This window comes from Thalassobius sp. Cn5-15 (genome assembly GCF_022347685.1).
In the GTDB taxonomy this organism is placed as follows: domain Bacteria; phylum Pseudomonadota; class Alphaproteobacteria; order Rhodobacterales; family Rhodobacteraceae; genus Thalassobius.
This window is the reverse complement of the sequence record NZ_JAKRGF010000001.1, coordinates 735603-747910: the sequence shown is the minus strand read 5'-3', so window position 1 is coordinate 747910 and position 12308 is coordinate 735603. Positions and strand designations below refer to the sequence as shown.

Annotated in this window: 11 protein-coding genes; 7 read left to right on the top strand and 4 right to left on the bottom strand. The window is 59.5% G+C overall.

The window, feature by feature from the left end; translation table 11 throughout:
• Window positions 1-6 precede the first annotated feature (6 nt).
• Both MHM86_RS03635 and MHM86_RS03630 read right to left on the bottom strand, forming a co-directional pair.
• Window positions 7-1398, bottom strand: coding sequence for a glutamine synthetase family protein (locus MHM86_RS03635; RefSeq protein WP_370644014.1), 1392 nt, complete (start codon window positions 1396-1398; stop codon window positions 7-9).
• Window positions 1399-1694: 296 nt separating this feature from the next.
• Window positions 1695-2966: a cytochrome b/b6 domain-containing protein gene (locus MHM86_RS03630; protein ID WP_239195927.1), complete on the bottom strand. Its 1272-nt coding sequence runs from the start codon at window positions 2964-2966 to the stop codon at window positions 1695-1697.
• A 240-nt stretch (window positions 2967-3206) separates the two neighbouring features.
• Between MHM86_RS03630 and fabD the strand changes: the two genes are divergently transcribed.
• From fabD to mltG, 6 genes are all read left to right on the top strand, one after another.
• Complete coding sequence (gene fabD, locus MHM86_RS03625; protein WP_239195925.1) at window positions 3207-4145, top strand: ACP S-malonyltransferase; 939 nt, start codon at window positions 3207-3209, stop codon at window positions 4143-4145.
• Window positions 4145-4750 carry an alpha/beta hydrolase gene (locus tag MHM86_RS03620; RefSeq protein WP_239195923.1) on the top strand — a complete coding sequence of 202 codons (606 nt, stop codon included), beginning with the start codon at window positions 4145-4147 and terminating at the stop codon, window positions 4748-4750. The genes fabD and MHM86_RS03620 overlap by 1 nt, the downstream gene beginning before the upstream one ends.
• Before the next feature lie 13 nt (window positions 4751-4763).
• On the top strand, window positions 4764-5504 hold the full coding sequence (gene fabG, locus MHM86_RS03615; protein WP_239195921.1) for a 3-oxoacyl-[acyl-carrier-protein] reductase: 741 nt from the start codon (window positions 4764-4766) through the stop codon (window positions 5502-5504).
• 316 nt (window positions 5505-5820) lie between these two features.
• Entirely contained in the window at window positions 5821-6054 is a 234-nt protein-coding gene (locus MHM86_RS03610) for an acyl carrier protein (protein ID WP_058318921.1), read from the top strand.
• Window positions 6055-6353: 299 nt separating this feature from the next.
• Complete coding sequence (fabF, locus tag MHM86_RS03605) at window positions 6354-7613, top strand: beta-ketoacyl-ACP synthase II (RefSeq protein WP_239195919.1); 1260 nt, start codon at window positions 6354-6356, stop codon at window positions 7611-7613.
• Between the two features lies 1 nt (window position 7614).
• The gene (mltG, locus tag MHM86_RS03600; RefSeq protein WP_239195917.1) at window positions 7615-8769 is read left to right on the top strand and encodes an endolytic transglycosylase MltG; all 1155 of its coding nucleotides are present in this window, start codon (window positions 7615-7617) and stop codon (window positions 8767-8769) included.
• Between the two features lie 116 nt (window positions 8770-8885).
• Here mltG and MHM86_RS03595 read toward each other — a convergent pair whose 3' ends face one another.
• Window positions 8886-10052: a CaiB/BaiF CoA-transferase family protein gene (locus tag MHM86_RS03595; RefSeq protein ID WP_239195915.1), complete on the bottom strand. Its 1167-nt coding sequence runs from the start codon at window positions 10050-10052 to the stop codon at window positions 8886-8888.
• A gap of 295 nt (window positions 10053-10347) precedes the next feature.
• Here MHM86_RS03595 and guaB point away from each other — a divergent pair, with 295 nt between their 5' ends.
• On the top strand, window positions 10348-11796 hold the full coding sequence (guaB, locus tag MHM86_RS03590; RefSeq protein ID WP_239195913.1) for an IMP dehydrogenase: 1449 nt from the start codon (window positions 10348-10350) through the stop codon (window positions 11794-11796).
• Between the two features lie 113 nt (window positions 11797-11909).
• Here the strand turns inward: guaB and MHM86_RS03585 are convergent, their stop codons facing one another.
• A complete protein-coding gene (locus MHM86_RS03585) occupies window positions 11910-12254 on the bottom strand; it encodes a RidA family protein (RefSeq protein WP_239195904.1) in 345 nt (114 codons plus the stop codon).
• Between the last annotated feature and the right edge of the window lie 54 nt (window positions 12255-12308).

Genomic DNA, 12308 nt, shown 5'->3' with positions numbered 1-12308 from the left:
GCAAAATCAGGCGTTCAACAGCAGGTGCTGACGTTCCCAAGGGGAGATTTCGCGGTGATACTCCTCATACTCCGCCCGTTTGATGTCGTGGTAGAGACGGCAAAACTCTTCGCCCAGCAGTTGACGAATCTCTGTCCCGCCCTCGAATTGTTCCAGCGCCACGGCAAGAGATTGTGGCAGGGGATCATCTGCCTCCCACACCTCGGAACGGGCTTCGGGACGGGGGGTGATTTTGTTCACCATGCCCAGATAGCCGCAGGCCAGCGAAGCGGCGATGGCGATGTAAGGGTTGCAGTCCATCCCGATGACACGGTTTTCCAGCCGTCGCGCAGCGGGCGGCGAATGAGGCACCCGCAGGCCGGTGGTGCGGTTGTCCTGCGCCCATTCCAGATTTGCCGGTGCGCTTTGCCCGTCCACAGTGATGCGGCGGTAGGAGTTCACATAAGGCGCATAGAGCGGCACCACATCCTGCATATATCGCTGCGATCCACCGATGAAGTAGCCAAACAGATCCGATGCAGATCCATCCGCGTTAGAGAAGATGTTTTCGCCGGTCTCAATATCCACAATTGACTGGTGTACATGCATCGCACTGCCCGGCTCATCGCGGATGGGTTTCGCCATAAAGGTGGCAAAGACCCCGTTTTTTAGCGCCGCCTCGCGGATGGTGCGTTTGAAGTAGAAGACCTGATCTGCCAGATGTAATGGGTCGCCGTGGGTTAGGTTGATCTCAATCTGACCCGCACCGCCTTCCTGAATGATGGTGTCGATGCGCAGGCCCTGCGCTTCGGCGAAATCATAGATGGTGTCGATCACCGCGCCGTATTCATCCACCGCCGTCATCGAATAGACCTGACGGCTGGCACCTTTGCGCCCTGTACGGCCGATGGGGGGCTCGATCGGTTCATTTGGGTCGCGGTTGGGTTTGGTCAGGTAAAACTCCAGCTCGGGCGCAACAACGGCGCGCCAGCCCTTTGCCTCATAAAGCGCGATAACACGGCGCAAAAGGTTGCGCGGCGCGATGGGCAGCGGGTCGCCGTCACGGGTGAACATGTCACAGATCGCCTGTACCGCCACATCGTCCGACCACGGCACCGCACAGGCGGTAGACATGTCAGGGCGCAGGATCACGTCCCGTTCCATCCATTGGTTTTCAATCTCCATATCCACGTATTCGCCAGAAATGGTCTGATAAAACAGCGAGATGGGCAGCGCCAGTTCGCTGTCTGGATCAAACTTGTAGGCAGGCATCGCCTTGCCGCGGGCGGTGCCTGCAAGGTCTGGGACAATGCACTCCACTTCATCAACGCGGCGACCGCGGGCGTGGGCAAGGAAATCTTCGGGCAATGTGGCCTGCCAGCTTTTGGGCTGGTCTGGGCTCTGGGCGGGGGTGTTCACCGGTCCTCCTTTGCGCCCTTGTGGGGCGCGTGTTGTGATTGATGAATTTTGATCAAATTCATAAGCGCCTGTCAATTCCGGCAATTTTACGGGCTTGGCTGTGCGTACCTCGCTTGGGACGCTGCCTAAATCTTGAGCATGTTCCATGGTGCGCAGGGGGGCGAAGAAACACAAGATCCGCGCCAGTGTTTTGTTGGGGCAGGTTGCCCAGATGAACAGGTTGCCCAGATGGATAGGGCCGCCCGAGGTGCGGGCGGCCCTTTGTAAGTCTGGTGCGCCTGTCCGCAGTGGCAGGGTTACTGTCGTGTGGCCTTAAGCGTGAAATTCAGATCAACGCCAAAGCCCAATGTGCCTTCGTCGGGGACCGTGTCGCCGATACCAAAGGCGCGGCGGTCTAGGGTGAAGGCGCCGCTGGCTTCGGCCTGCCCCCCCTCAACACGCAGCGCAACAGGGAGAGTGAGAGGAACCGCGATACCCTTGATCGTCAGACTGCCAACTGCGCTCAAGGCGCCGTCTATGTCCTGCAGCGTTGCCTCATAGCGGGCGGTGGGGAATTCTGCGCTGTCGAAATAATCCGCCCCCATAGCCTGCGCCGCGACGGTTCCCAGGCTGAGGCTGGCGATGTCAATGTCCACACTCACCGCGCCTTTGTCTGTGCCTGTGGCCTCTGGATCATAGCGGATGTCGGCCTGCCAGTTGTCAAATTGACCAGAAATCAGATTGCCCAACTGGGTGATTTCCAGCGCCAATGTGCCGTCTTCGACCTGCCAGACGGGCAGGGTGGAGGCGGCGGTGGCCGTGGCGGTCAAAGGGGCTGGCGTGGCCGTGGCGGAGGGGGACGTGTGGGGGGGCGTTGCCGCGTCATGGCCTTGACCGATCAGTTGCGACGTGACGCCTGCGCCGACGCCCAGCAGCAGGACAGCCACGAACAGACTGGCCGCTTTGCCATGCGGTTCAGCGCCGACACCGGACAGAGCAGCCTCTGGCAGGGTCCGGCCCGGCAGCATCCGCGCAAGGGTCACGTCACGGTCAATCACCTGATGTTTCAGCGCACCGGCAATGTGCAGACCCAGCGTGCCCACCATGCCCAGCACGGTGGCAAAGTGCAGCTGTGCAAAGACATGCGACAGCGCCTCATTCTTGGCGACAAACGGCAGATCCTGACCGAATGGCCCCCAGATCGGTGCAAAGCCACTGCTGGCGGCGTGGTGTATCCAGCCGGTCAACGGGACCAAAAGGATAAAGGCGTAGAGCATCCAGTGCACCGCCTCTGCGGCCAGTGTTTCCAGTTTGCGTTCCGGATGCAGCGGTGCCGGGCGTGATTGTGTCAGCGCCCACAGGATGCGCAACACGGCAAGGATTAGCACCAGCACACCAAAGGTTTTGTGTGCCGAAAACAACGTGGTTAGCACACTGATCGACACTATAGGGCTGCCAGCCTGTGTGGCTTCTGCCAGTTTGGCAGCGATGAAACCAACCGGCAGCATCGCAAGGATCAACAGCGCAACAGACCAGTGCAGCGCCTTGGCGACGCTGCCGTAGCGCGCCTGGGTATTGGTGAGGGACATGAGCTCTCTCCGGTCAAATGTCATGTAAATTCCGACTTCTGATACCCTAGCGTGCTGGCGTCGTACGATAAACCACTGCACACGCACAGGTGATCTGCTACTGCGCGCATAGGGAGGCGCGGGCCTGTGGCTGTGATGTGCACCACGGGGGTATGTGGCTTTCCCTTGTGGTGGGGCGCATGTGGGTTTACACCACGTCACAAGAGATAAGTGAGATATAAAATCGGGACGAGGCCGAATATGACCAAAGCATTTGTTTTCCCCGGGCAGGGGGCACAGACCATCGGAATGGGCAAAGCACTGGCGGAGGCCTATCCGGCGGCCAAAGCGGTGTTTTATGAGGTGGATGAGGCGCTGGGCGAAAAGCTCTCTACCCTGATCTGGGAAGGTGAACAGGATACGCTGACCCTGACGCAGAATGCTCAACCCGCGCTGATGGCGACCTCGCTCGCCGCAATGAAAGCGCTGGAGGCCGAGGGCGTTGTGCTGGCCGATCAGGCGGCCTTTGTCGCTGGTCACTCTCTTGGTGAATATTCGGCGCTGGCTGCCGCTGGCGCGCTGTCCATTTCGGACGCCGCCCGTTTGCTGCGCACCCGTGGTCTGGCGATGCAGCAGGCGGTTCCGGTGGGCGTTGGCGCAATGGCCGCGCTGCTGGGGCTGGATTTCGAAGGTGCCAAAGCTGTGGCCGAAGAGGCCGCGATGGGCGAGGTCTGTCAGGCGGCAAACGACAACGATCCGGGCCAGGTTGTGGTTTCTGGCCATAAGGACGCGGTGGAGCGTGCGGTCGAACTGGCCAAGGAAAAAGGCGCCAAACGTGCAGTGATCCTGCCGGTAAGCGCACCGTTTCATTGTGAACTGATGGCCCCGGCGGCAGAGGTGATGGCGCAGGCACTGGCCGAGGTGGACATCAACCGTCCCGTGGTGCCGGTTGTTGCAAACGTGGTTGCCGAGGCGGTTTCCGACCCTGCCACCATCCGTTCGCTGTTGGTTGATCAGGTCACCGGTTCAGTGCGCTGGCGTGAAAGCGTTGGCTTCATGGCTGCCGAAGGTGTTGACGCCATCTGGGAAGTAGGCGCGGGCAAGGCGCTGTCGGGCATGGTGCGCCGCATCGAACGGTCGATCGCCTGCACCGCCGTTGGCACACCTGAAGATGTGGCCAAAGCGGTGGCCAGCCTGTGATGAAACGCCGTTTTCTGGCACTTGGCGCAGCAGGTTTTGCTGCGCTGACCCTCAGCAGCTGTGGGTATGTGGAACTGGCCTATTGGAATATGGGCGAGACCACCTCCTTTGTGGTGGATGGCCGCGACCTGCAGGTCAGTGGTACGCTGAACCAGAATACGCTCGCCGCCTTTGAAAAGGTCGTTTCAGAAAATCCGGGTTTGACCCGTTTGGTTTTGCTGGATGTGCCGGGATCGGTGGATGATGACACCAACTTGGCGTTGGGGCACCGGGTGCGCGATCTGGGGCTCAACACCCACTTGACCGCGACGAGCGAAGTACATTCGGGTGGTTCTGACCTGTTCCTTGCGGGCGTGCGCCGCAGCATGGAACGCGGCGCAGTGATTGGTGTGCACACATGGGGCACAGCCACGCAATCGGGCACGGACTTTCCCAAAGATGATCCGGTGCACCAAGCTTATGTAGACTATACTGCACGGATGTTGGGATCGGCGGATTTCTATTGGTATACGCTGACAGCGGCCTCCATCGATGACTCCCATGAGATGTCTGAGGCAGAAATAGAGAAATATCGGCTCCTGACAGAGCCTGTGATAGTCAAGTGAGAGAGGCAGACAGATGTTTGATTTGACTGGTAAAAAAGCGCTGGTAACTGGCGCATCGGGCGGCATTGGTGGTGCCATTGCCAAGGCGCTGCACGCGGCAGGCGCAACTGTGGGCCTGTCGGGCACCCGTGTTGAGCCGCTGGAGGCGCTGGCCGCTGAACTGGGTGAAAACGCCCACGTTCTGCCCTGCAACCTCAGCGATGGCGCGGCTGTTGATGCGCTGCCGAAAGAGGCGATCGCCGCAATGGGTGGTCTGGACATTCTGGTCAACAACGCTGGGATCACCCGCGACCAGATCTTCATGCGGATGTCGGATGAGGAATGGCAATCGGTTCTGGATGTGAACCTGACGTCTTCGATGCGTCTGTGCCGTGGTGTGATGCGCCCGATGATGAAATCCCGCTGGGGCCGGATCATCAACATCACCTCTGTTGTTGGCGCCACCGGCAACCCCGGTCAGGCGAACTATGTGGCCGCCAAAGCCGGTCTGGTCGGTCTGACCAAATCCATCGCTGCCGAAGTGGCCAGCCGCAACATCACCGCCAACGCGGTTGCGCCGGGCTTCATCGCGACGCCAATGACCGACAAGCTGAACGACGATCAGAAAGCCACCATCAACGGCAAGATCCCCGCAAACCGCATGGGGACGCCTGAAGAGATCGCCGCAGCCGTGATCTATCTGGCAAGCACTGAGGCGGGGTATGTGACTGGCACTACCCTGCATGTAAATGGCGGCATGGCGATGCTCGGATAACAGGCGAAAGGTGACCCTTGGTCACTTTTCTCTTGTGTCACGAGCAGGAATGCTTATGTGAAGCGCGAATTTTGCTCTCAGGCTGTTGCGAGACAGCAAAACAGCAATAGTGAAACGTGTGAAATCGTTTGCCTTGGCTTCACCATATGCTATAGGCCATCCAGATTTTTTAAGGCGGGGGGTTCCGGCCTTGAGAATGTTTCACAGATCCTGCGGGATGTGTGGGACCAGATCCGCCCGGAGGGGCACTTTACCGACCTACCTTCGGGCAGGGCGATCAACTGGGCCACAGCGCCCAAACGAATGAGGACAGAAAATGAGCGATATCGCAGACCGCGTCAAAAAAATCGTTGTAGAACACCTGGGCGTTGAAGAAGACAAAGTTGTCGAAAACGCCTCCTTCATCGACGATCTGGGCGCAGACAGCCTGGACACCGTTGAGCTGGTCATGGCCTTCGAAGAAGAGTTCGGCATCGAAATCCCCGATGACGCCGCCGAGACCATCCAGTCGTTCGGTGACGCGGTTAAATTCATCAGCGAAGCGTCCTAAGCCTCCCTGTCGAATGACCTAAAGAAACCCCCGCCCATTTGGGTGGGGGTTTTTTGTTGTGTGGTTGCACAATGCATTTAGGGCAGCGCCTGCCGAGGGGCAGGCAGGTGCTGCCCGACCTAACGGCCGGGTGGTACAGATGGACTTTTCCCCGCCACTTTGCGCTTTCCCAACACCCACAGCCGTTTTTCCATTGGCAACAGCATGCCGGTGGCCCAATACTGCCGCCGATCTACTTGCGCCTGTTACTGTATCTCAGTTATTGAAGGCGCAAACTGCCGAGGCAAAGGAGAGCAGATATGCGCCGAGTTGTTGTTACAGGTCTGGGTCTGGTGACCCCGCTGGCATGTGGTGTGGAAGAGAGCTGGTCGCGCCTGCTGGACGGTCAGTCCGGCGCGGGGACCATCACCCGTTTTGATGCCAGCCATCTGGCAACCGATTACGCCTGCGAAGTGCCCTATGGCGACGGCAGCGACGGCACCTTCAACCCTGATGACTGGATGTCGGTCAAAGAACGCCGCAAGGTGGATGACTTCATCCTTTACGGTATCGCCGCTGCGCAGCAGGCGGTTGAGGATTCTGGCTGGGTTGCACAAACCGACGAAGAGAAAGAGCGCACCGGCGTAATGATCGGATCGGGCATCGGTGGTCTGCAGTCGATTGCTGAAACCACTCTGCTGCTGAAGGAAAAAGGCCCACGCCGTGTGTCGCCTTTCTTTATCCCCGGTGCGCTGATCAACCTGATTTCTGGTCAGGTGTCGATCAAATACGGCTTCAAAGGCCCGAACCATTCGGTTGTTACCGCGTGCTCTACCGGTGCTCACGCCATTGGTGATGCAGCCCGCATGATCAAATACGGTGATGCAGACGTGATGGTCGCCGGCGGCGCCGAAGCAGCGATCTGTGAAATCGGCATCGCCGGTTTCAACGCCTGTAAGGCGTTGTCGACCAAACGCTCGGACGATCCGAAATCCGCCAGCCGTCCCTATGATGAGGACCGTGATGGGTTCGTCATGGGCGAGGGATCGGGCATCGTGGTTCTGGAAGACTACGAACACGCCAAAGCGCGCGGCGCGAAAATCTATGCCGAGGTTCTGGGCTACGGCCTGTCGGGCGACGCCTACCATATCACCGCCCCCTCTGAGGATGGCGAAGGCGGCGAGCGCGCAATGAAGGCCGCGATCCGTGATGCGGGTGTTGATCCGTCGCAGATCGACTACATCAACGCGCACGGCACCTCGACCATGGCCGACACCATCGAACTGGGCGCGGTTGAGCGCCTGCTGGGCGATGCAGCGTCGAAGGCCACGATGTCCTCGACCAAATCCGCCACGGGTCACCTGTTGGGCGCGGCTGGCGCGATCGAGGCGATCTTCTCCATCCTGGCGATCCGCGATCAGGTGGCCCCGCCCACCATCAACCTCGACAACCCTGCGGTCGCGCCGAAACTGGATCTGGCGCCGAACAAAAAGGTTGAACGCGAGATTAAGGTGGCGCTGTCCAACAGCTTCGGCTTTGGCGGCACCAACGCTTCTGTGATGTTTGGGAAAGTCGACTGATATGTGGAAGGCACTTGCCTCTAACGCGTTGACGTTTTTAGTGGTTTTACTGTTCCTCGCAGGCGGCATTGTCCTGTGGGGGCAGCAAAGCTACCAGAATGCGGGGCCTCTTGAGGCCCCGATTTGTGTGCGCGTTGAAAGCGGCGCGAACATGTCGCGGATGAGCGCCCGACTGGAAAGCGAAGGTGCGATTTCCAGCGGTCCGCTGTTTCGTATCGGTGCCGATTATTCCGGCAAGGCTGATCAACTGAAAGCCGGTGCTTTTCTGGTGCCTGAACAGGCTTCTATGGCAGAGATTGTCGATATCCTGACCCGTGGCGGCGCCAGCACCTGCGGCACCGAAGTGGTCTATCGCATCGGCGTCACCCGCAGCCGTGTTCTGGTACGCGAGCTGGATCCGGCCAGCAGCCGTTTCGTGGAAACTGCCAGCTTCAATCCGGCAGAGGAGGAGGCGCCCGCGTCTTTCACGGCTGCTGCGGAACAGGATGACACCCGTCACCGTGTTGCCCTTGCTGAAGGTGTGACCTCTTGGCAGGTGGTGGAGAGCCTAAAATCGGTTGGCATTCTGGCCGGGGAGGTTGCCGCGTTGCCTGCAGAGGGCACGCTTGCTCCTGACAGCTATGAGGTCAAACAGGGCGATAGCCGTCAGTCGGTCATTGACCGGATGGTTGCCGCGCAGGAGGCCATTTTGGCCGAGGCTTGGCAAAACCGTGTGGATGGCCTGCCGCTGAAATCCGCTGAAGAAGCACTGATCCTTGCCTCGATCATCGAGAAGGAGACTGGCGTGGCCGAGGAACGCCGCACGGTTGGTTCTGTCTTCATCAACCGTCTGAATCGTGGCATGCGTCTGCAAACAGACCCCACGGTGATCTATGGCATCACCAAAGGGCAGGGCGTGTTGGGCCGAGGTCTGCGTCAAAGCGAATTGCGCCGCGAAACCCCTTGGAACACCTATGTGATCGATGCGCTGCCACCGACGCCCATCGCCAACCCTGGTAAGGCCAGCATCGAGGCCGCCCTTGATCCTGCCAGCACTAATTTCGTGTTTTTTGTGGCCGATGGCACTGGCGGTCACGCCTTTGCCGAAACTTTGGCTCAGCACAACCGCAATGTTGCGAAATGGCGCCAGATCGAGGCCGAGCGGAAGAACAACTGATCTGCTTTGGCAACTTAAAATGAACCCCCGCCCTTTGTGGCGGGGGTTTTGTTTGAGAGTAGAGAGTGGGCGCGGTGCGGTCTGATGTCCGCGCGACTTGCTTGGGAATGTGGCGATCACTCCTGCGCCAACCACGCCAAAATCCTCTCGCGGTCGCCGTCCAGCTTAGGCGAGGGTCCGCGGGTGGTGCTGTCCGCCATCGCAGAAAGCTTGATCGGGTTTCCAGCCGCGGTGAATTGTGGCTTTCCTGCCTTATCCAGCACATCCACCACCATATTGCGCGACAGGATTTGCGGGTCTTTCATCACCTCTGCGACGTTCTGGATCGGGCCGGTGGGGATGCCTGCCTCTGTCAGCACCTCAATCCAATGCGCTTTGGGCGCACCCAGCGTGACCGCCTCAATCAGGCGTTTCAGCAGGCGAGCGTTGTCGCAGCGGGCGGGGTTGGTGGCGAACCGTTCATCCGCGGCGAGCGGCAGTTGCAGCGCATCGCACAGCCGCGAAAACAGCGCGTCATTGCCTGCCGCGATGACAAACAAACCGTCTTCGGCATGGAAGGTCTCAAACGGGGTGATTGACGGGTGGCGGGCACCTGATGGACGCGGGGCCTCACCAGTGACCGAGGTCAGTGCGATCGCGTGTTCCAACAGCGCCAGCTGGCTGTCCAGCATAGCGATATCTACCTTCTGTCCCAGCCCCGTTTCGCGCCGCTGCAACAGCGCGGCGGTGACGCCTTGTGCGAGAAACATGCCTGCCACAATATCCCCGATAGAGGCGCCGACGCGCACCGGTTCGCGGTCGCGTTCGCCCGTGATCGACATCACGCCGCCACGGGCCTGCACGACCATGTCATAAGCGGGCTTCAGCGCCTCGGGACCTGTATGACCGAAGCCTGAGACCGCGCCATAAATCAGCGATGGCAGGCGTTTGTGCAGATCCTCCCAGCCATAGCCCAATTTTTCCATTACACCGGGGCGGTAGTTTTCCAGCACCACGTCGGAACGTGCCAGCAACTGATCGAAAATGGCGCGATCACCGTCCTCTTTCAGATCCAGCGCGATGCTTTCCTTGCCGTGGTTGATGGTGGCGAAATAGGCGCTTTGCCCATCCTTGAAGGGCGGGAAAGCGCGGGTGTCATCCCCGATGCCGGGGCGTTCTACCTTGATCACCCGCGCGCCCAGATCGGCGAGGATCATCGAGGCGTAAGGTCCGGCCAGAACATGCGTCAGGTCAAGAACGGTGATGCCGTCAAGCGGGGCAGAAGACGAAAGGGAGGAGGTCATCGGAAGGCGGTCCTTTCAAAGGATGAAACCCCCGCAGTACGGGGGGGAAACTGTCGGCTGCGTCATAGCCTGCGCGTATGACATTGCTTTGATGCAGATCACGTTTTGCGGGCGTCTTTACGGCACTTCACCGGTTGTTTTGCTGGCAGGGATACTGCGGCGGCAAGGTGCAGGTTCTGTGCCTCATTTTGTGGCTGTACCAAAAACTTTGGCTAAGGCGGGCGACGGGCTTTCCTCTGCGTTAGAACTGTGTCATAGGGTCATCGCCAAACGGGGTATTGCATGAGGACGGGTTATGCAGATTCGTGAGGCTCTCACTTTTGATGATGTTTTGCTGGTGCCGGCGGCTTCCAGCGTGTTGCCAAACACGGCAGATACGCGCACCTTTGTGACGCGTGAAATTGCGATGAACATTCCGCTGCTCAGCTCGGCGATGGACACCGTAACTGAAAGCCGGATGGCGATTGCCATGGCACAGTCAGGCGGCATGGGGGTTATTCACAAAAACCTCAACGTCGAAGAACAGGCGCGCGAAGTACGTCGGGTGAAACGGTTTGAATCGGGGATCGTTTATAATCCCGTAACCCTGACCGAAGATCAGACTCTGGCGGATGCCAAGGCGCTGGTGGAGCGGTATAAATTCACCGGCTTCCCTGTGATTGATCACGCGGGTCGCGTGGTTGGCATCCTGACCAACCGTGATATGCGATTTGCAAATTCCGACGACATGCCGGTGCGTGAAATGATGACCACGCAGGATTTGGCCATGCTGGCAGAACCTGCAGATCTGGATGAGGCCAAGAGCCTGATGCGCGCCCGTCGTATCGAAAAGCTGCTGGTGCATGATGGCGCGGGCAAGCTGACCGGCATGCTGACGCTGAAAGACACCGAAATGGCGGTGTTGAACCCCACTGCGTGCAAGGACGATCTGGGTCGTCTGCGCGTTGCGGCGGCATCTTCTGTAGGGGACAGCGGTTTTGCCCGTTCCGAGGCGTTGATTGACGCGGGCGTGGACGTTGTGGTTGTCGACACTGCGCACGGCCACTCCGAAGGCGTGATCGAGGCGGTGAAGCGGGTGAAAGCGCTGAACAGCGGCGTTCAGGTTATCGCAGGCAACGTTGCGACGGGGGACGCGACCAGGGCACTGATTGACGCGGGTGCGGATGCGGTCAAGGTCGGCATCGGCCCCGGGTCTATCTGCACCACCCGTATGGTGGCAGGCGTGGGCGTGCCGCAGCTGACTGCGATCATGGATTGCGCTGCCGCTGCTGGCGACATTCCGGTGATTGCCGACGGTGGCATTAAATTCTCTGGCGATTTTGCCAAGGCGATTGCGGCGGGTGCCTCCTGCGCGATGGTGGGTTCGATGATCGCAGGCACCGATGAAAGCCCGGGTGAGGTGATCCTGTACCAAGGTCGCTCGTTCAAATCCTACCGTGGTATGGGCAGCCTTGGCGCGATGGCGCGTGGGTCCGCAGATCGTTATTTCCAGAAGGATGCCGCCAGCGACAAGCTGGTGCCCGAAGGTATCGAAGGTCAGGTGCCTTACAAAGGTCCAGCCGGCACCGTGATCCACCAACTGGTGGGGGGGCTGAGAGCGGCCATGGGCTACACTGGCAACGCCACTGTGGCGGAAATGCGCACCCAGTCGAACTTCGTCCGCATCACCGGCGCGGGCCTGAAGGAAAGCCACGTGCATGACGTTCAGATCACCCGCGAGGCGCCGAACTACCGCATCGGTTAAGGTGCAGTGATAGGTTTGTACCCAAGCCCGTTAGCGGGGCGAGCATGACACAGAAAGAGCGCGTGGAGCGATCCACGCGCTCTTTGCTTTTAGACTATGCGGCGGTCCGCAGTTTACTCACACGCCGCCGTGACAATCACCTCAACCAGCAGCTCTGGACGGGCCAGTTTTGCCTCACCGCAGGCGCGGGCGGGCGCGTGGCCTTCGGGCACCCATGCGTCCCAGACCTCATTCATTTCAGCAAAATACTTCATGTCGGATACCCAGACAATCGCCTGCAGGATCTGCTCCTTGCTGGACCCAGCCTCTGCCAGCAGGGTCTCGACGCGGGCCAGACATTCGGCGGTTTGTTCTTTGATCCCATCCTCTGCCTTACCGACCTGACCGCAGAGGTAGACGGTGCCGTTGTGCTTGACGATCTTGCTCATCCGCTGTCCGGTGTGCATGCGTTCGATCATATCTTTATCCTTCGTTGTGTTGGCGCCTGCTTGCGCTACATTGCACTGTTGGGT

Excerpts from the sequence above, each read along its gene's own strand:
- fabG (WP_239195921.1), top strand. The coding sequence starts at position 4,764 with ATGTTTGATTTGACTGGTAAAAAAGCGCTGGTAACTGGCGCATCGGGC.
- guaB (WP_239195913.1), top strand. The coding sequence starts at position 10,348 with ATGCAGATTCGTGAGGCTCTCACTTTTGATGATGTTTTGCTGGTGCCG.
- MHM86_RS03585 (WP_239195904.1), bottom strand. The coding sequence starts at position 12,254 with ATGATCGAACGCATGCACACCGGACAGCGGATGAGCAAGATCGTCAAG.
- fabD (WP_239195925.1), top strand. The coding sequence starts at position 3,207 with ATGACCAAAGCATTTGTTTTCCCCGGGCAGGGGGCACAGACCATCGGA.
- MHM86_RS03595 (WP_239195915.1), bottom strand. The coding sequence starts at position 10,052 with ATGACCTCCTCCCTTTCGTCTTCTGCCCCGCTTGACGGCATCACCGTT.
- mltG (WP_239195917.1), top strand. The coding sequence starts at position 7,615 with ATGTGGAAGGCACTTGCCTCTAACGCGTTGACGTTTTTAGTGGTTTTA.
- fabF (WP_239195919.1), top strand. The coding sequence starts at position 6,354 with ATGCGCCGAGTTGTTGTTACAGGTCTGGGTCTGGTGACCCCGCTGGCA.
- MHM86_RS03620 (WP_239195923.1), top strand. The coding sequence starts at position 4,145 with ATGAAACGCCGTTTTCTGGCACTTGGCGCAGCAGGTTTTGCTGCGCTG.
- MHM86_RS03610 (WP_058318921.1), top strand. The coding sequence starts at position 5,821 with ATGAGCGATATCGCAGACCGCGTCAAAAAAATCGTTGTAGAACACCTG.
- MHM86_RS03630 (WP_239195927.1), bottom strand. The coding sequence starts at position 2,966 with ATGTCCCTCACCAATACCCAGGCGCGCTACGGCAGCGTCGCCAAGGCG.